The sequence below is a fragment of the Pseudomonas monsensis genome, from assembly GCF_014268495.2.
GTDB classification, from domain to species: Bacteria; Pseudomonadota; Gammaproteobacteria; order Pseudomonadales; family Pseudomonadaceae; genus Aquipseudomonas; species Aquipseudomonas monsensis.
Window position 1 is genome coordinate 5,975,336 of the sequence record NZ_CP077087.1, and the last position, 17,411, is coordinate 5,992,746.

Here is a 17,411-nt window from a genome sequence, read left to right on the forward strand (position 1 = left end):
GCGGGCAGATGGCACGCAGGAAGCCCGGACTAATAAGATGGCATTGAAATCCCCCGCGTTTCGTAAAAAATTTCCGTTGTTGGTAACCGGCAGTCTGCTGGCTATGCAACCTCTGGCCAGTCAATTCGTTGTTGCCGCCGAGCAGTATGACTGCTCCGTCTCGGCTACGGGTGGCTGGGACTGTTCGCCCAAGACGCCGGCGGCTGCATTGCCACCGCGTCCGGTGCATGACGGCAGTGCCGTCAGCGCCACCGGCGAAGCCCCGGCCGAGAACGGTTCGGTTGCCGACACTGGCGCCAAACCGGTCCTCGTCACCGAAGCCAAGGGCCGTGGCCTGAAATCCCGTAGCGAAGACTTCAGTCACCTCGACTGGGTTCCGCGCGAGAAGCTCACCGCCGCCCAATTGGCCGAGACCGGACCTTACTGCTCTGGTGCCTATATCGAACCGATTCGTCCTGGCATGAATGACAAGACGAATAAAAGTGACGCCCCGACCTTTATCGGCGCGAAAGCCTCGCGCTATAACACCGATGATCAAGTCGGTACGCTGGCCGGCGATGTCGTCCTGCGTCAGGGCAGCATGCAGGTCGAGTCCGACGAGGCCAGCCTGTATCAGGCCGAAAGCCGCGCCGAACTCAATGGCGACGTGCGTATCCGTGACAACGGCGCGCTGATCGTCGGCGACCATGCCGATGTGCAGCTCGACACCGGTGAAGCCAAGGTCGACAACGCCGAATACGTGATGCACAAATCGCGCATCCGCGGTAACGCGCTGTACGCCAAGCGTGCCGAAAACGCGATCATCCGTCTGAAGGACGGCACGTACACCACGTGCGAACCGAACAGCAACGCGTGGCAGCTCAAGGGCAACAACATCACCCTGAACCCGGCCACCGGTTTCGGTACCGCGACCAACGTGACGCTGCGCGTAAAAGACATCCCGGTTCTGTACACGCCGTACATCTACTTCCCGATCGACGACCGTCGCCAGTCGGGTTTCCTGCCGCCGACCATCGGCACCGGCAGCGATACTGGCTTCATGCTGGTGACCCCGTACTACTTCAACCTGGCGCCGAACTACGATGCCACGTTGTACCCGCGTTACATGGCCAAGCACGGGCTGTTGATGGAAGGCGAATTCCGCTACCTCACCAAGTCCAGCGAAGGTCAGTTCGGTGCGGCGTACCTCAACGACGAGAGCAACGAGCGCGACAAGCAGACCGACTCCGAAAAAACCCGCTACATGTACAACTGGCAACACACAGGCGGACTCGATTCCCGTGTGCTGACCCGCGTCGACTACACCAAAATCAGCGACCCGTTTTACTTCCAGGACCTGGAAACCGACCAGATCGGCGTCAAGAGCTCCGACTACGTGAACCAGATGGGGTCCGTCTCCTATCGTGGCGATAACTACACGGCAAGCTTGAACGCCCAGGCTTATCAGTTGGCGACCATTTCGAATATCACGCCGTATGATCGCTTGCCGCAAATCACCCTTGGCGGTTTGCTGCCTTATCATCCGGAAGGTCTGAACTTCTCGTACAACACCGAGCTCGTTCGATTCGACCGGGATCTGAGATCGGGCAAGGTTTTCGACAAGGATGGCGGCCCGTTTGATGCCAACGGTTTTCCAGTCGGTGCCGATCGTCTTGATGAAAACGTGCAGGGGCTGGCTCGCGCCAACGGTAATCGCCTGAACCTGGCGCCTGCTGTCAGCTTGCCGCTGAACTGGTCTTATGGCTTCCTGAAGCCAACGCTGAAATACCAGTACACGCAATATGACCTGGATCTGGACAGCACCGGCAAAACCCAGATCGACAAGCAAACCGCAGCGCAGGACAAGCTCCTGGGAACGTATGATCGCAATCAGAACCGTGCCGTTCCGATTGCCAGCATCGACAGTGGCCTGTACTTCGATCGCAATACTCAGTGGTTCGGCAAGGATTATCGGCAGACCCTGGAACCTCGCCTGTTCTACCTCTACGTACCAAAGGTTGATCAGGAAGACATTCCGATTTTCGACACCAGCGAATCGACGTTCAGCTATTCGTCTCTTTTCCGTGACAACCGCTTCACCGGTGCCGACCGCGTCGGCGACGAGAACAAGCTGTCGCTGGGCGTGACCAGTCGCTGGATCGAAGACAACGGGTTTGAACGTCAACGTATCAGTGTTGGCCAGGCCATGTATTTCAAGGATCGTGAAGTACAGTTGCCGGGTATCGATGCAAGCACTCGTGAAGACGCGAAATCCAAAGTATCGCCGTATGCACTGGAATACGAATACCGCTGGAACCGCGACTGGCGCACCACGGCTGACTACAACTGGGATCCGGATAGCCGAAGCCCACGTTCCGGCAGTGCGATGTTCCACTACCAGCCTGAAGACAACCCGAACAAGGTTATCAACGCCGGTTATCGCTATCGCAACGATCAGGTACGTTATGACCAAAGTACCGGCAAGTGGACGGTGGGCAACGTTAGCTACGGCACTCCAGGCACAGATGGCTACGTGAAGGACTACTACAAGATCAAGCAGCATGACTTCTCGGTCATCTGGCCGATCGTTCCACAGTGGAACGCGATCAGCCGCTGGCAGTACGACTACAACCGTAACCGTACGCTGGAAGCCTTTGGTGGTTTTGAGTACGACAACTGCTGCTGGAAACTGCGCCTGATCAACCGTTACTGGGTTTCCTACGACGAATTCAGTCAGGAAGCTCCGCAAAACGAAAAAGGCGACCATGGCGTCTTCCTCCAAATTGTTCTGAAGGGACTCGGCGGCCTGACTGGCGCCAAGGTAGAGAGCTTCCTCGACAAAGGCATTCAAGGTTATCGTGAACGTGAAGACCAAGCTTTCTGATTGTCTGCGCCCGCTGATGCTGGGCGCGCTGTTCCTGGGCACGGCGGCCAACGCCGCCGTGCAATCCATTGATAAAGTGGTCGCCATCGTCGATAACGATGTGGTCATGCAGAGCCAACTGGATCAACGCGTCCATGAAGTTCAACAGACCATCGCCAAGCGTGGCGGCGGTCTGCCGCCTCCGGGCGTGCTGGACCAGCAGGTGCTGGAGCGTCTGATCGTCGAAAACCTGCAACTGCAGATCGGCGAACGTTCCGGCATCCGCATTACCGATGAAGAGCTGAATCAGGCTGTCGGCACCATTGCCCAGCGCAACAACATGACTGTGGAGCAATTCCGCGCAGCCCTGGCTCACGACGGTCTGAACTACGACGACGCCCGTGACCAGATCAAGCGCGAGATGATCATCAGCCGCGTGCGTCAACGCCGCGTGGCAGAGCGCATTCAGGTCTCCGAGCAGGAAGTGAAGAACTTCCTCGCTTCCGACCTAGGCAAGATGCAACTGTCCGAAGAACTGCACCTGGCCAACATCCTGATTCCGACCCCGGAAAGTGCCAACTCTGAAGCCATTCAGAGCGCTGCACGTCAGGCGATGGAGGTTTACCAGCAGCTCAAGCAAGGCGCTGACTTCGGTCAGATGGCCGTTGCCAAGTCGGGCAGCGACAACGCGCTGGAAGGCGGCGACATGGGCTGGCGTAAAGCCGCGCAACTGCCACCGCCGTTCGACCGCGAGTTGAGCAGCATGGCCGTTGGCGACATCACCCAACCTGCACGCACTCCGGGTGGTTTCATCATCCTCAAGCTGCTGGCAAAACGCGGTGGCGAAGCGCAGATGCGTGATGAAGTGCATGTGCGCCATATCCTGGTCAAGCCAAGCCCGATCCGCGACGAAGCCAAGACCAAAGCCCTGGTGCAATCGCTGTACGAGCGTATCCTGGCCGGTGAAGATTTCGCTGAACTGGCGAAGAACTACTCCGAAGACCCGGGCTCCGCGCTCAACGGCGGCGACCTGAACTGGATCGACCCGAACGCACTGGTACCGGAATTCCGCGAAGTGATGGCCAAGACCCCGCAAGGTCAGCTGTCCAAGCCGTTCCAGACCCAGTACGGCTGGCACGTGCTGGAAGTCCTTGGCCGTCGCGCCACCGACAGCACCGAGCAGGCTCGCGAGCAACAGGCGATGACGGTTCTGCGTAACAAGAAGTACGACGAAGAGCTGCAAACCTGGCTGCGTCAGATCCGTGACGAAGCGTACGTAGAGATCAAACTCCCTGGTGCAGACCAGGCAGCGCAGTGAAACCCAAGCGTTTTGCGCTGACACCCGGCGAACCAGCCGGCATCGGTCCCGACCTGTGCCTGCTGCTCGCCTCGCAAGCCCAGCCACATCCCCTGATTGCCATTACCAGCCGCGACCTGCTCTCCGAGCGGGCCGCGCAACTGGGGCTGGTCGTCAATTTGCTGGACGTTGCGCCTGGCCAGTGGCCGGATGTTCCTGCACCCGCCAACAGCCTTTACGTCTGGGATACTCCGCTCAGCGCCCCCGTGGTTGCCGGGCAACTGGACAAGGCCAACGCCGCTTTCGTTCTCGAAACCCTGACCCGCGCCGGCAACGGCTGCCTGAACGGCGACTTTGCCGGGATGATCACCGCTCCGGTGCACAAAGGTGTGATCAACGAGTCGGGCATCGCGTTCTCCGGGCACACGGAATTCCTCGCCGACCTGACCCACACCGCGCAGGTCGTGATGATGCTCGCCACCCGCGGTTTGCGTGTGGCACTGGTCACCACGCACCTGCCCCTGCGCGACATCGCCGATGCGATCACGCCGCAGCGGCTGGAGCGAGTCACGCGGATCCTGCACAGCGACCTGCAAGAAAAATTCGGCATCGCCCGGCCACGCATCCTGGTCTGCGGGCTCAACCCGCACGCCGGCGAAGGCGGACACCTGGGCCATGAAGAAATCGACATCATCGAACCCACTCTGGAGCGCCTGCGCGGCGAGGGCATGGACCTTCGTGGCCCGCTGCCTGCCGACACTCTGTTTACCCCCAAATATCTGGAGCACTGCGACGCAGTGCTGGCGATGTACCACGACCAGGGCCTGCCCGTGCTGAAGTACAAAGGCTTCGGCGCCGCCGTCAACGTGACCCTTGGCTTGCCGATCATCCGTACATCGGTCGACCACGGCACCGCCCTGGATCTGGCCGGCAGCGGCAAGATCGACACCGGCAGCCTGCAGGTCGCCCTGGAAACCGCCTACCAGATGGCCGAGACCCGTTTATGACCGAGCAATACCAACACAAGGCGCGCAAACGCTTTGGCCAGAACTTCCTGCACGATGCCGGCGTTATCGACCGCATCCTGCGCTCCATCAGCGCCAAACCTGACGACCGCATGCTGGAAATCGGCCCGGGCCAGGGCGCACTGACAGCCGGCCTGCTCAGCTCCGGCGCGCAACTCGATGTGGTGGAACTGGACAAGGACCTGATTCCGATCCTCAACCAGCAGTTCGCCGGCAAGAGCAACTTCAACCTGCATCAGGGCGATGCGCTGAAGTTCGACTTCAATACGTTGAATGCCGCGCCGAACAGCCTGCGAGTGGTCGGCAACCTGCCGTACAACATCTCCACGCCGCTGATCTTTCACCTGCTGAACAACGCCGGCATCATTCGCGACATGCACTTCATGCTGCAGAAAGAAGTGGTCGAGCGTCTGGCGGCCGGCCCGGGTGGCGGTGACTGGGGTCGCCTGTCGATCATGGTTCAGTACCACTGCCGCGTGGAACACCTGTTCAACGTTGGCCCGGGCGCATTCAACCCGCCGCCGAAGGTCGACTCGGCCATTGTCCGCCTGGTGCCGCATACGGTACTGCCACACCCGGCCAAGGATCATCGCCTGCTGGAGCGCGTCGTCCGCGAAGCGTTCAACCAGCGTCGCAAGACCCTGCGCAATACCCTCAAGCAATTGATGACCGCTGCCGAGATCGAGGCCGCCGGTGTTGACGGCAGCCTGCGCCCCGAGCAACTGGACCTGGCCGCATTCGTGCGCCTGGCCGACCAGCTCGCCGAACAGGTTCCGGCCTCTCCCGTCGCCGACTGACTGGCGATGAACGCTATCGGGCAGGACGCCACTCTGGTTTACTGCCCGATACTTGCCTAGACTGAATCCCCATCAGCTACGCCCCGCGTTCCGCTTCGTTAAGGCCTTTTGCATGTCCGATTCCCGTTACCAGGTCGATGTCAGCGTCGTTACCCGCTATCTGGCAGACCAATCGCAACCCGAGCACGACCGCTTCGCCTTCGCCTACACCATCACCGTGCAGAACAATGGCGAGCAGCCCGCGCGCCTGATGTCCCGGCACTGGGTGATTACCGATGGCGACGGCCATGTCGAGGAAGTCCGCGGCGCCGGTGTCGTTGGCCAGCAACCGCTGATCGCTGCAGGCCAAAGTCACACCTACAGCAGCGGCACGGTCATGACCACCAAGGTCGGCACCATGCAGGGCACCTATGAAATGGTCGCCAATGACGGCAAACATTTCGACGCAGTCATCAAGCCCTTCCGCCTTGCCGTGCCCGGAGCCCTGCACTGATGACGACGTACGCCGTCGGCGACCTGCAAGGCTGCCTCGAACCGCTCAAATGCCTGCTCAAACAAGTGGCGTTCGACCCGGCACACGATCGGCTGTGGCTGGTCGGCGATCTGGTCAACCGTGGCCCGCAATCGCTGGAGACCCTGCGCTTCCTCTATGGCATGCGTGAATCGCTGGTCTGCGTCCTCGGCAATCACGATCTGCACCTGCTCGCCGCCGCTAACAATATCGAGCGCCTGAAGAAGTCCGACACCCTGCGCGAGATTCTCGAAGCGCCGGACGCGACCGACCTGCTCGAGTGGCTGCGCCAGCAGAAACTCATGCACTACGACGAGCAGCGCGACGTCGCCATGGTCCACGCCGGCATTCCCCCGCAATGGTCCCTGCGCAAGGCCTTGAAGTATGCCGCCGAAGCCGAAGCCGCACTGCGTGACGACAACCTGCTTCCGTTGTACCTCGATGGCATGTACGGCAACGAACCGGCGAAATGGGACAGCGATCTCACCGGCGTGACCCGCCTGCGCGTCATCACCAACTATTTCACCCGCATGCGCTTTTGCACCGCCGACGGCAAGCTTGATCTCAAAAGCAAGGAAGGCCTCGACACCGCCCCGCCAGGCTACAAACCCTGGTTTCAGCATAAAGAGCGCAAAACCCGTGGCCTGCGTATCATCTTTGGCCACTGGGCGGCGCTGGAAGGCGATGTCCATGAACCGGGTATCTCGGCGCTGGATACCGGTTGTGTCTGGGGTGGCAGCCTGACCCTGATGAACGTCGACAGCGGCGAGCGCGTGTCGTGCAAATGCGATGCACACGGCGGCCTTGCGCCAACCGTCGCACCACTTATCCCCGAACCATCGCCAGTCAGCGCGCCGCGTTAGACTGCGCTTTCAGCCGAGCAACAGGAACCCGCCATGAGCGAATTCAAACGAATCCCCCCGGAACAGGCCCAGGCCCTGCGCGAGCAAGGCGCCGTGGTGGTCGATGTCCGCGATCCTGCGACTTATGCCGCCCTGCATATCAGCGGTTCAAAGCACTTGGACAACCACTCGCTGCACGCCTTCATCCAAGGTGCCGATCTCGACGCACCGACGGTTGTCGTCTGCTACCACGGCAATTCCAGTCAGGGCGCTGCGGCCTATCTGGTCAGCCAAGGCTTCTCCGACGTCTACAGCATGGACGGCGGCTTCGAGCTGTGGCGTACGACTTATCCGTCGGAAACCGCGCAAGGCACCGCCGAATAATTTTTTTGTCACGTGCAGGCCCCGGCTGCCGTGGGCCTGCGCGGGGCAGACGAACGGTCTGCCACACATAATTACGTATCTCGCCTTTACCTCGCGAATTCCCAACTATCCTTAAGCCCAGGCCATCCAAAACAGGGGAGAGCCGGTACACCGGCGCACGGGTCATCGGGAGTGACTTTCAAGGTTGTCGACCGCGAAAGTGTTCTGGGGGGTAAACAAGCGGCCACCGCGGCTGCTTGCCAGCATCGACTGACTGATCCGGCGTCGGCTCCACGTATCGAGCGAGGTGACGTCATGAGTATCTTTAGCCACTTCCAACAACGCTTCGAGTCCACACGCCAGGAAGAACTCTCGCTGCAGGAGTACCTGGAACTGTGCAAAAAGGATCGCAGCGCCTACGTTTCCGCCGCCGAGCGTCTGTTAATGGCTATCGGCGAACCGGAACTGCTCGACACCTCGACCAACTCGAGGCTGTCGCGCATCTTCTCCAACAAGGTGATCCGGCGCTATCCGGCCTTTGAAGACTTCCACGGGATGGAAGAATGCATCGACCAGATTGTTTCGTATTTCCGCCACGCCGCCCAAGGCCTGGAAGAGAAGAAACAGATCCTCTATCTGCTCGGCCCCGTCGGCGGCGGTAAATCGTCCCTAGCCGAGAAGCTGAAACAACTGATGGAAAAAGTGCCCTTCTACGCGATCAAGGGCTCGCCGGTATTCGAATCGCCTCTGGGTCTGTTCAACGCTACCGAAGATGGCGCGATCCTCGAGGAAGACTTCGGCATTCCACGGCGCTACCTGAACACCATCATGTCGCCATGGGCGACCAAGCGCCTGGCCGAATTCGGCGGCGACATCAGTCAGTTCCGCGTGGTCAAGCTGTACCCGTCGATCCTCAACCAGATCGCCGTGGCCAAGACCGAACCGGGCGACGAGAACAACCAGGACATCTCGGCACTGGTGGGCAAGGTCGATATCCGCAAACTCGAGGAATACCCACAGAACGACGCCGACGCCTACAGCTATTCCGGTGCGCTGTGCCGGGCCAACCAGGGCCTGATGGAATTCGTCGAAATGTTCAAGGCACCGATCAAGGTGCTGCACCCATTGCTGACCGCCACCCAGGAAGGTAACTACAACAGTACCGAAGGTCTGGGCGCGATCCCCTTCACCGGGATCCTGCTCGCGCACTCCAACGAATCGGAGTGGCACACCTTCCGCAACAACAAGAACAACGAAGCCTTCATCGACCGGATCTACATCGTCAAAGTGCCGTACTGCCTGCGCGTCAGCGACGAGGTGAAGATCTACGACAAGTTGTTGTTCAACAGCTCCCTGGCCAAAGCCCACTGCGCACCCGACACCCTGAAGATGCTGGCGCAGTTCACTGTGCTGTCACGCCTCAAGGAGCCGGAAAACTCCAACATCTATTCGAAGATGCGCGTCTACGACGGCGAAAACCTCAAGGACACCGATCCGAAGGCCAAGTCGATTCAGGAATACCGCGACTCGGCAGGCGTCGACGAGGGCATGAACGGTCTGTCGACCCGGTTTGCGTTCAAGATCCTGTCCAAGGTGTTCAACTTCGACCCGCATGAAATCGCCGCCAACCCGGTGCACCTGCTCTACGTGCTGGAACAGCAGATCGAACAGGAGCAGTTCCAGGCCGAAACCCGCGAGCGCTATCTGCGCTACCTCAAGGAATACCTGGCGCCGCGTTACATCGAATTCATCGGCAAGGAGATCCAGACCGCGTACCTCGAGTCTTACAGCGAATACGGGCAGAACATCTTCGACCGCTACGTACTGTATGCGGACTTCTGGATTCAGGATCAGGAATACCGCGATCCGGAAACCGGCGAGATCCTCAACCGTGTGGCACTGAACGAAGAACTGGAGAAAATCGAGAAACCGGCGGGCATCAGCAATCCGAAGGATTTCCGCAACGAAATCGTCAACTTCGTCCTGCGCGCCCGGGCCAACAACAACGGCAAGAACCCGACCTGGCTCAGCTACGAAAAACTGCGGGTGGTCATCGAGAAGAAAATGTTCTCGAACACCGAGGACCTGCTGCCAGTCATCAGCTTCAACGCCAAGGCCAGCAAAGAGGATCAACAGAAACACAACGACTTCGTTACACGAATGGTCGAACGCGGCTACACCGATAAACAGGTACGGCTTCTTTCCGAATGGTACCTACGGGTCCGCAAATCGCAATAAAGCAGCTGCAAGCTTCTAGCGACAAGCTGCAAGAGAACAGCAGAGACCGGTTTCGGGAACGGGAGAGCTTTCACTTGCAGCTTGGGGCTTATGACTTGAAGCTCCCCGGAGGGGTCTATGAGCTATGTGATCGACCGACGTCTCAATGGCAAGAACAAGAGCACGGTGAACCGCCAACGTTTCCTGCGGCGTTACCGTGATCACATCAAGAAGGCTGTCGAAGAGGCGGTCAGCCGCCGTTCCATTACCGATATGGAGCACGGCGAGCAAATCAGTATTCCCGGTCGCGACATCGACGAACCGGTGCTTCATCATGGCCGCGGCGGCAAGCAGACCGTGGTGCATCCCGGCAACAAGGAATTCACCGCCGGCGAACACATCGCTCGTCCACCGGGAGGCGGCGGCGGACGCGGGCCGGGCAAGGCCGGCAATTCCGGCGAGGGCATGGACGAGTTCGTCTTCCAGATCACTCAGGAAGAATTTCTCGAATTCATGTTCGAGGACCTCGAACTGCCGAATCTGGTCAAACGCAACCTGAGCGGTACCGACACCTTTAAGACCGTGCGCGCCGGGATCAGCAACGAAGGCAACCCTTCTCGCATCAATATCATCCGCACACTGCGTTCGGCTCACGCGCGGCGCATCGCGCTGTCCGGCAGCAGCCGGGCAAAACTGCGGGAAGTCAAAGAAGAACTTGAGCGTCTGAGACGCGAAGAGCCAGACAACTTCGGCGATATTCAGGAGCTTGAGGCAGAAATCGAGAAACTCAGCGCGCGTATCCATCGCGTTCCGTTCCTCGACACGTTCGACCTGAAATACAACCTGCTGATCAAGCAGCCCAACCCCAGTTCGAAAGCGGTGATGTTCTGCCTGATGGACGTCTCCGGCTCCATGACCCAGGCCACCAAGGACATCGCCAAACGCTTCTTCATCCTGCTGTACCTGTTTCTCAAGCGGAACTACGACAAGATCGACGTGGTGTTCATCCGCCATCACACCAGCGCCCGAGAAGTCGATGAGGAGGAGTTTTTCTACTCACGGGAAACCGGCGGCACCATCGTTTCCAGCGCCCTGAAGCTGATGCAGGAGATCATGGCCGAGCGTTATCCGAGCAACGAGTGGAATATCTACGCCGCCCAAGCCTCCGACGGCGACAACTGGAACGACGACTCGCCGATCTGCCGCGATATCCTGATCAACCAGATCATGCCGTTTGTGCAGTACTACACTTATGTGGAGATCACCCCGCGCGAACATCAGGCCTTGTGGTACGAGTACGAACGCATCGCCGAAGCCTTTTCCGACACGTTTGCCCAGCAGCAACTGGTCTCGGCCGGGGATATCTATCCGGTCTTCCGTGAACTCTTCCAGCGCAGGTTAGTGACATGACCGCCAAAGAGCAGAAGCGCCAACCCATTTCCACCGGCTCCGAATGGACGTTCGAGCTGATCCAGACCTATGACCGCGAAATCGCCCGTATCGCGGCCGGTTATGCGCTGGATACCTATCCCAACCAGATCGAAGTGATCACCGCCGAGCAGATGATGGATGCGTATGCCTCGGTGGGCATGCCACTGGGTTATCACCACTGGTCCTACGGCAAGCATTTCCTCAGCACCGAAAAATCCTACAGTCGCGGGCAGATGGGCCTGGCCTACGAGATCGTGATCAACTCGGACCCGTGCATCGCCTACCTGATGGAAGAAAACACCATCTGCATGCAGGCACTGGTGGTAGCGCACGCGTGCTACGGCCACAACAGCTTCTTCAAGGGCAACTACCTGTTCCGCACCTGGACCGACGCCAGCTCGATCATTGATTACCTGGTGTTCGCCAAGCAGTACATCATGCAGTGCGAGGAACGCCACGGCATCGACGCGGTGGAAGACCTGCTCGACTCCTGCCATGCGCTGATGAACTACGGTGTCGACCGCTACAAGCGTCCGTATCCGATTTCCGCCGAGGAGGAACGCCGGCGGCAGAAGGACCGCGAAGAGCACATGCAGAAGCAGATCAACGATCTGTGGCGCACCATTCCCAAAGGCGCAGACAAATACAGCGACAAGGACAACGCACGCTTTCCGGCCGAACCGCAGGAAAACATTCTGTATTTCATCGAGAAGCACGCGCCGCTGCTGGAGCCCTGGCAGCGCGAGATCGTGCGGATCGTGCGCAAGATCGCCCAGTATTTCTATCCACAGCGCCAGACCCAGGTGATGAACGAAGGCTGGGCGACATTCTGGCACTACACGCTCATGAACGACCTGTATGACGAGGGCCTGGTCACGGATGGGTTCATGATGGAATTTCTCACCTCGCACACCAGCGTGGTGTTCCAGCCAGGTTTCGACAGCCCCTACTACAGCGGGATCAACCCGTATGCCCTGGGCTTTGCCATGTACCGCGACATTCGGCGCATGTGCGAAGAGCCGACTGAAGAGGACCGGCGCTGGTTCCCGGACCTGGCGGGCACTGACTGGTTGTCATCCATCAAGTTCGCCATGAGCAGCTTCAAGGACGAGAGTTTCATCCTGCAATACCTGTCACCGAAGGTGATCCGCGACCTGAAACTGTTCAGCATTCTCGATGATGATCAGAAGGATGATCTGCTGGTACCGGCGATCCACGACGAAGGTGGCTACCGAATCATTCGCGAAACCCTCGCTGCGCAGTACAACCTCGGCAATCGCGAACCGAACGTGCAAATCTACAGCATCGACCGCCGTGGCGACCGCTCGCTGACCCTGCGCCATCAGCAGCACGACCGCAAACCGCTGGGCGACTCCACCGACGAGGTGCTCAAACACCTGCATCGCCTGTGGGGCTTCGACATTCATCTGGAAACCCTGCAAGGCGACCAGATCATGAAAACCCATCACGTTCCGCCACGCAGTGAACACAGCGAAGGGGATTACGGCCGACTTGACCTCGCCGTCATTCATCTTTGATCCGCTTGCGGCCTCCGAAAGCCTGACACAAGGGTTATCCTGTCAGGCTAACGGAGGTTTTTTATGCAGATTTTCAAGGTTGGCGGCGCGGTTCGCGATCGCTTGCTGGGTATCCCGGTTACCGATGTCGATTGGGTGGTGGTCGGTGCAACCACGGATGAAATGCTCGCCCTGGGTTATCGCCCGGTCGGTGCGGATTTCCCGGTGTTTCTCCATCCCAAAAGCGGCGAGGAATACGCCCTCGCCCGCACCGAACGCAAAAGCGGTCGCGGCTATGGCGGTTTCACTTTTCACGCCAGCCCCGACGTCACGCTTGAAGAAGACCTGATCCGCCGCGACTTGACCATCAATGCGATGGCCGAAGACGATCAGCAGCATCTGACTGATCCGTATCAGGGGCAACGTGATCTCGAGAACCGGATTTTGCGCCACGTTTCCCCGGCGTTTGCCGAAGATCCTCTGCGGGTACTGCGTGTGGCGCGCTTCGCCGCCCGCTATGCCGGACTGGGTTTCACGGTCGCCCCCGAGACACTCGCGTTGATGCGTCAGCTCAGCGATTCCGGCGAACTGCAAGCGTTGACGGCTGAACGCAGCTGGAAAGAAATCTCTCGGGCATTGATGGAAGATCAGCCGCAGGTATTCATCCAGGTGCTGCGCGACTGCGGTGCACTGAAAGTGCTGATGCCGGAAGTTGACGCGCTGTTCGGCGTACCGCAACCCGAGGCTCATCATCCGGAAATCGACAGCGGTGTGCACACCCTAAGCGTGCTGGAGCAATCAGCCCTGCACAAGCAACCGCTGACCGTGCGCTGGGCTTGCCTGCTGCACGATCTCGGTAAAGGCCTGACACCGGAAGACGAGTGGCCTCGGCACATTGCCCATGAGCATAAAGGCCTGCGGCTGATCAAAGCAGTCAACGAGCGCTTCAAGGCGCCGAAGGATTGCCAGGAACTGGCGTTGCTGGTGGGCCAGTATCACACCCACGGCCATCGCGCCCTGGAACTGAAAGCATCGACGCTGCTGGAGCTGCTGCACAGTTTCGATGTGTATCGCCGGCCGCAGCGTTTCGAAGAATTCATCGTCGCCTGCGAAATGGATGCGCGCGGACGCAAAGGGCTGGAGCAGCGTAGTTATCCACAAGCGGATTATTTGCGCGGCGCGGCCAAGGTAGCGCGTGGCGTGGCAGTACAGCCGTTGCTGGAGAAAGGGTTCAAAGGCCCGGAGCTGGGCGAGGCGCTCAAGCGCGAGCGGCTCAAGGCATTGAAGGCTTACAAAGAAGCGGCGTCAGCCTGAAAGGCTTCGCGAGCAAGCCCTCCCCCACATTGCAATGCACTTCTCTGTGGGAGCGGGCTAGCTCGCGAAGGCGTCGGTCAGCTCACATCAAATCAGCAGGCGTGAGCTGTTCGCCCCGCCACTCGAACGCCACTGGCGCCAGTACCTGATCAATCTGCGCCTCGGCCCACACTGTCGCGAAGCTTTTTCCCACACCCGGATGCAGGCGATCCGGCGCAATCAGCGACAGCGGCCACAGCACAAAGGCGTTTTTCAGGATTTCGGCGCGCGGCAGCGTCAATCCATCGAAATTCCCCACCAGATCGCCGTACAACAGCACGTCGATATCCAATGGCAAACCCTTGCGATCCGGCGCGTAACGGCCGTTGTCAGCCTCGATGAACTTCAAGCGGCGATCCAGCTCCATCAGCGACAGATCGGTGTAGGCCGACACCACGAAGTTGAAGAACGGCCCACTCTTGATTCCCACTGGCTGGCTTTCGAATACCGCCGAACAGCGGATATCGACCAAGAACGTCGCCAATGCGTCGAGACCTGCACGCAAATGGGTTTCACGCTCGATATTGCTACCGAGCCCGAGATAAATCTGAGTCAGCGACATCCGCGCTCGATCTCCACGCCCACGCCACCCTTGGCCGCCGGCACGGCGCCGGGCTTGGTCAATTTCAGACGCACCCAAGTGATCTTGAACTCACTCATCAGCACTTCCACCAGACGCTCGGCGAACGTCTCGACCAATTGGAACTGTGCCTGCTCGGCAAAGGCCTGGATGCGCGTGGAGACGCTGGCGTAATCGAGCGCCAGGGTCAGGTCGTCACCGGCCGCCGCCGGACGATTGTCCCAGGCGAAGCTCAGGTCAAGACGCAGACACTGGCGGATGCCGCGCTCCCAGTCGTAGGCACCGATCACGGTGTCGACTTCCAGGCCCTCGATAAACACTCTGTCCAAGCACTTCTCTCCGCTGCACGACAAGGGCGCAATGCGCCGTTAGAATCAGGGCGTCCTCGCCCGGAATAGTTAGCATGTTTTGGTTACTGGCGACTCTCGCCTACCTGCTCGGCTCTCTGTCCTTCGCCATTTTGCTCAGCCGCCTCACCGGAAACCCGGATCCGCGAATGAGTGGCTCGGGCAATGCCGGCGCCACCAACATGCTGCGCCTGGCCGGTCGCAAACTGGCGATCCTGACCCTGCTGGGTGATCTGTGCAAAGGCCTGGTGCCGGTGCTGATCGCAGCGGCCATGGGCCTTTCGCTGCAGGATCAGGCCTGGATCGGCGTGTGCGCCGTGATCGGTCACCTGTTCCCGCTGTACTTCCGCTTTCGCGGCGGCAAAGGCGTCGCCACGGCTGCCGGCATGCTGCTGGGCCTGTATCCGCCCGCCGCGCTGCTGGCGGTGTGTGCCTGGCTGCTGACGTTCTACCTGACCCGCACCAGCTCGCTGGCGGCGCTGATCGCCACGCCGCTGACCCTGCCCTTGCTGGCCTGGCAGGAACCGGAAGCGCTATTGCCGATGAGCGCGTTGACGCTACTGATCGTCTGGCGCCACCGCGGCAATCTACGCGACCTGTTTGCCGGGCGCGAACGGCATTTTTAAATACCGCCCGTGAACGCCGCTCATCACAGCGCCGACAACTGCTCCATCGGCCAGCGCGCCTGCACGCTGATCGCCAGACTTTCCTGCTGACCGGCCTGCAAACGCTGGCAACCGGCAAACGCGATCATCGCGCCATTGTCGGTGCAGAACTCGGGACGGGCATAAAACACATCGCCCTTCATATCGCCGAGCATCTTTTCCAGCGAAACACGCAACGCCTTGTTGGCACTGACGCCGCCAGCGATCACCAGACGCTTCATCCCGGCCTGTTTCAGGGCACGCTTGCACTTGATGGTCAAAGTCTCCACCACGGCCTGCTGGAACGCCAGCGCGATGTCGCAACGGGCTTGCTCGCCGTCGTCCCCGGCGCTGACGCATTGCTGCCAGGTGTTGAGAGCAAAGGTTTTCAGGCCGCTGAAGCTGAAATCCAGGCCCGGGCGATCACACATCGGACGCGGAAAGGTAAAACGTCCTGCGACGCCCTTCTCGGCCAGCTTGGCGATTTCCGGTCCGCCCGGATAATTGAGGCCCATCATTTTTGCGGTCTTGTCGAACGCTTCGCCGGCGGCATCGTCGAGCGTTTCGCCGAGCAGGCTGTATTGGCCGATGCCATCGACCTGAACCAGTTGCGTATGACCGCCGGAGACCAACAAAGCGACGAACGGAAATTCCGGCGGTTTTGGCTCCAGCATCGGCGCCAGCAAGTGGCCTTCCATGTGGTGCACACCGAGTGCCGGAATGCCCCAGGCAAACGCCAGTGCCTGCGCGCAGGAAGCACCCACCAGCAGCGCGCCGACCAGGCCAGGACCCGCGGTGTAGGCGATGGCGTCGATCTCGGTCGGCACGCAGTCAGCCTCGGCCAACACCTGACGAATCAAGGGCAGCATGCGCTTGACGTGGTCACGCGAGGCCAGCTCCGGCACTACACCGCCATAGACGCGGTGCAGGTCGATCTGACTGAACAGCGCATCGGCCAGCAGACCGCGTTCACTGTCATATAATGCGACGCCGGTTTCGTCGCAGGAGGTTTCTAATCCCAGTACTAGCATGGGTTTGCGCCTTGTTTAGGCTGAATTCGAAGGCGCGCATAATAGTCGCCACGCGATGCCCCGACTAGCGGTTTTCGATCAGAGGCTTTGCATTCCGAGCGATGAGGGGTTAACATCCGCAACCCTTAAAAACCGACGTCTTCAAGTGCTCTTTTGCCGCGAGGATGTTGACCCCGGTAATGAATGAAGGTAGCTCTGGATGCCAGCCGTCAAAGTTAAAGAGAACGAACCCTTCGACGTAGCTCTGCGTCGTTTCAAGCGCTCCTGCGAAAAAGCCGGTGTACTGGCTGAAGTTCGTAGCCGCGAATTTTACGAGAAGCCAACTTCTGAGCGTAAGCGCAAAGCAGCAGCCGCTGTTAAGCGTCACGCCAAGAAAGTTCAGCGCGAACAGCGCCGCGCCGTTCGTCTGTACTAATACGCAGACGATCGTAGCAAGCTTCTGCCAAGCCCGGCCCTCAGCCGGGCTAATGGCATTTGCGTAAAAACGCTTGATGCTTCACCGTCGAAGCCGCACACGCGACCTAGACAAACCCGCTTCACCGCGTCAGGCCTGGCTCTTTTGCCAGCGGTGCACGTCTTTTCTGACGAGCCTTTCAAGGCTACTGACGAGCACA

General features: G+C 59.7%; 16 protein-coding genes. 13 read left to right on the forward strand and 3 right to left on the reverse strand.

The window, feature by feature from the left end:
- Window positions 1-37 precede the first annotated feature (37 nt).
- The 11 genes from HV782_RS26510 (at window position 38) to HV782_RS26560 (ending at window position 14,156) form a co-directional block, all read left to right on the forward strand.
- Window positions 38-2,863 (forward strand): LPS-assembly protein LptD, encoded by a 2,826-nt coding sequence (locus HV782_RS26510; protein ID WP_186746554.1) that lies wholly within the window; start codon window positions 38-40, stop codon window positions 2,861-2,863.
- Window positions 2,838-4,160: a peptidylprolyl isomerase SurA gene (gene surA, locus HV782_RS26515; protein ID WP_177490682.1), complete on the forward strand. Its 1,323-nt coding sequence runs from the start codon at window positions 2,838-2,840 to the stop codon at window positions 4,158-4,160. Before HV782_RS26510 ends, surA begins: the two co-directional genes overlap by 26 nt.
- Window positions 4,157-5,146, forward strand: coding sequence for a 4-hydroxythreonine-4-phosphate dehydrogenase PdxA (pdxA, locus tag HV782_RS26520; RefSeq protein ID WP_186746552.1), 990 nt, complete (start codon window positions 4,157-4,159; stop codon window positions 5,144-5,146). Before surA ends, pdxA begins: the two co-directional genes overlap by 4 nt.
- Entirely contained in the window at window positions 5,143-5,961 is an 819-nt protein-coding gene (rsmA, locus tag HV782_RS26525) for a 16S rRNA (adenine(1518)-N(6)/adenine(1519)-N(6))-dimethyltransferase RsmA (protein ID WP_123469266.1), read from the forward strand. The genes pdxA and rsmA overlap by 4 nt, the downstream gene beginning before the upstream one ends.
- A gap of 112 nt (window positions 5,962-6,073) precedes the next feature.
- Window positions 6,074-6,454, forward strand: coding sequence for a Co2+/Mg2+ efflux facilitator ApaG/CorD (gene apaG, locus HV782_RS26530; protein ID WP_123469268.1), 381 nt, complete (start codon window positions 6,074-6,076; stop codon window positions 6,452-6,454).
- Window positions 6,454-7,335 carry a symmetrical bis(5'-nucleosyl)-tetraphosphatase gene (locus tag HV782_RS26535; RefSeq protein WP_123469270.1) on the forward strand — a complete coding sequence of 294 codons (882 nt, stop codon included), beginning with the start codon at window positions 6,454-6,456 and terminating at the stop codon, window positions 7,333-7,335. Before apaG ends, HV782_RS26535 begins: the two co-directional genes overlap by 1 nt.
- Before the next feature lie 33 nt (window positions 7,336-7,368).
- Entirely contained in the window at window positions 7,369-7,698 is a 330-nt protein-coding gene (glpE, locus tag HV782_RS26540; RefSeq protein WP_123469272.1) for a thiosulfate sulfurtransferase GlpE, read from the forward strand.
- A 294-nt stretch (window positions 7,699-7,992) separates the two neighbouring features.
- Window positions 7,993-9,915 carry a PrkA family serine protein kinase gene (locus tag HV782_RS26545; RefSeq protein ID WP_003228848.1) on the forward strand — a complete coding sequence of 641 codons (1,923 nt, stop codon included), beginning with the start codon at window positions 7,993-7,995 and terminating at the stop codon, window positions 9,913-9,915.
- Window positions 9,916-10,032: 117 nt separating this feature from the next.
- On the forward strand, window positions 10,033-11,304 hold the full coding sequence (locus HV782_RS26550) for a YeaH/YhbH family protein (RefSeq protein WP_007910114.1): 1,272 nt from the start codon (window positions 10,033-10,035) through the stop codon (window positions 11,302-11,304).
- On the forward strand, window positions 11,301-12,863 hold the full coding sequence (locus HV782_RS26555; protein WP_123469274.1) for a SpoVR family protein: 1,563 nt from the start codon (window positions 11,301-11,303) through the stop codon (window positions 12,861-12,863). The genes HV782_RS26550 and HV782_RS26555 overlap by 4 nt, the downstream gene beginning before the upstream one ends.
- Window positions 12,864-12,926: 63 nt before the next feature.
- A complete protein-coding gene (locus HV782_RS26560) occupies window positions 12,927-14,156 on the forward strand; it encodes a multifunctional CCA addition/repair protein (protein ID WP_186746549.1) in 1,230 nt (409 codons plus the stop codon).
- Window positions 14,157-14,238: 82 nt separating this feature from the next.
- Here the strand turns inward: HV782_RS26560 and folK are convergent, their stop codons facing one another.
- Window positions 14,239-14,757, reverse strand: coding sequence for a 2-amino-4-hydroxy-6-hydroxymethyldihydropteridine diphosphokinase (folK, locus tag HV782_RS26565; RefSeq protein ID WP_128613903.1), 519 nt, complete (start codon window positions 14,755-14,757; stop codon window positions 14,239-14,241).
- Window positions 14,748-15,104, reverse strand: coding sequence for a dihydroneopterin aldolase (folB, locus tag HV782_RS26570; RefSeq protein ID WP_064390789.1), 357 nt, complete (start codon window positions 15,102-15,104; stop codon window positions 14,748-14,750). Before folB ends, folK begins: the two co-directional genes overlap by 10 nt.
- A gap of 74 nt (window positions 15,105-15,178) precedes the next feature.
- On the opposite strand from folB, the gene plsY reads away from it, so the two are divergent.
- The gene (gene plsY, locus HV782_RS26575; protein ID WP_123469280.1) at window positions 15,179-15,748 is read left to right on the forward strand and encodes a glycerol-3-phosphate 1-O-acyltransferase PlsY; all 570 of its coding nucleotides are present in this window, start codon (window positions 15,179-15,181) and stop codon (window positions 15,746-15,748) included.
- A gap of 23 nt (window positions 15,749-15,771) precedes the next feature.
- Here plsY and tsaD read toward each other — a convergent pair whose 3' ends face one another.
- Window positions 15,772-16,797 (reverse strand): tRNA (adenosine(37)-N6)-threonylcarbamoyltransferase complex transferase subunit TsaD, encoded by a 1,026-nt coding sequence (tsaD, locus tag HV782_RS26580; protein WP_123469282.1) that lies wholly within the window; start codon window positions 16,795-16,797, stop codon window positions 15,772-15,774.
- A gap of 199 nt (window positions 16,798-16,996) precedes the next feature.
- On the opposite strand from tsaD, the gene rpsU reads away from it, so the two are divergent.
- The gene (rpsU, locus tag HV782_RS26585) at window positions 16,997-17,212 is read left to right on the forward strand and encodes a 30S ribosomal protein S21 (RefSeq protein ID WP_002551877.1); all 216 of its coding nucleotides are present in this window, start codon (window positions 16,997-16,999) and stop codon (window positions 17,210-17,212) included.
- Window positions 17,213-17,411 lie beyond the last annotated feature (199 nt).

Coding starts and splice junctions, on each gene's coding strand:
- HV782_RS26510 (WP_186746554.1), top strand. CDS start 38: ATGGCATTGAAATCCCCCGCGTTTCGTAAAAAATTTCCGTTGTTGGTA.
- HV782_RS26550 (WP_007910114.1), top strand. CDS start 10,033: ATGAGCTATGTGATCGACCGACGTCTCAATGGCAAGAACAAGAGCACG.
- plsY (WP_123469280.1), top strand. CDS start 15,179: ATGTTTTGGTTACTGGCGACTCTCGCCTACCTGCTCGGCTCTCTGTCC.
- tsaD (WP_123469282.1), bottom strand. CDS start 16,797: ATGCTAGTACTGGGATTAGAAACCTCCTGCGACGAAACCGGCGTCGCA.
- HV782_RS26560 (WP_186746549.1), top strand. CDS start 12,927: ATGCAGATTTTCAAGGTTGGCGGCGCGGTTCGCGATCGCTTGCTGGGT.
- folK (WP_128613903.1), bottom strand. CDS start 14,757: ATGTCGCTGACTCAGATTTATCTCGGGCTCGGTAGCAATATCGAGCGT.
- glpE (WP_123469272.1), top strand. CDS start 7,369: ATGAGCGAATTCAAACGAATCCCCCCGGAACAGGCCCAGGCCCTGCGC.
- HV782_RS26535 (WP_123469270.1), top strand. CDS start 6,454: ATGACGACGTACGCCGTCGGCGACCTGCAAGGCTGCCTCGAACCGCTC.
- apaG (WP_123469268.1), top strand. CDS start 6,074: ATGTCCGATTCCCGTTACCAGGTCGATGTCAGCGTCGTTACCCGCTAT.
- HV782_RS26545 (WP_003228848.1), top strand. CDS start 7,993: ATGAGTATCTTTAGCCACTTCCAACAACGCTTCGAGTCCACACGCCAG.
- rpsU (WP_002551877.1), top strand. CDS start 16,997: ATGCCAGCCGTCAAAGTTAAAGAGAACGAACCCTTCGACGTAGCTCTG.
- rsmA (WP_123469266.1), top strand. CDS start 5,143: ATGACCGAGCAATACCAACACAAGGCGCGCAAACGCTTTGGCCAGAAC.
- HV782_RS26555 (WP_123469274.1), top strand. CDS start 11,301: ATGACCGCCAAAGAGCAGAAGCGCCAACCCATTTCCACCGGCTCCGAA.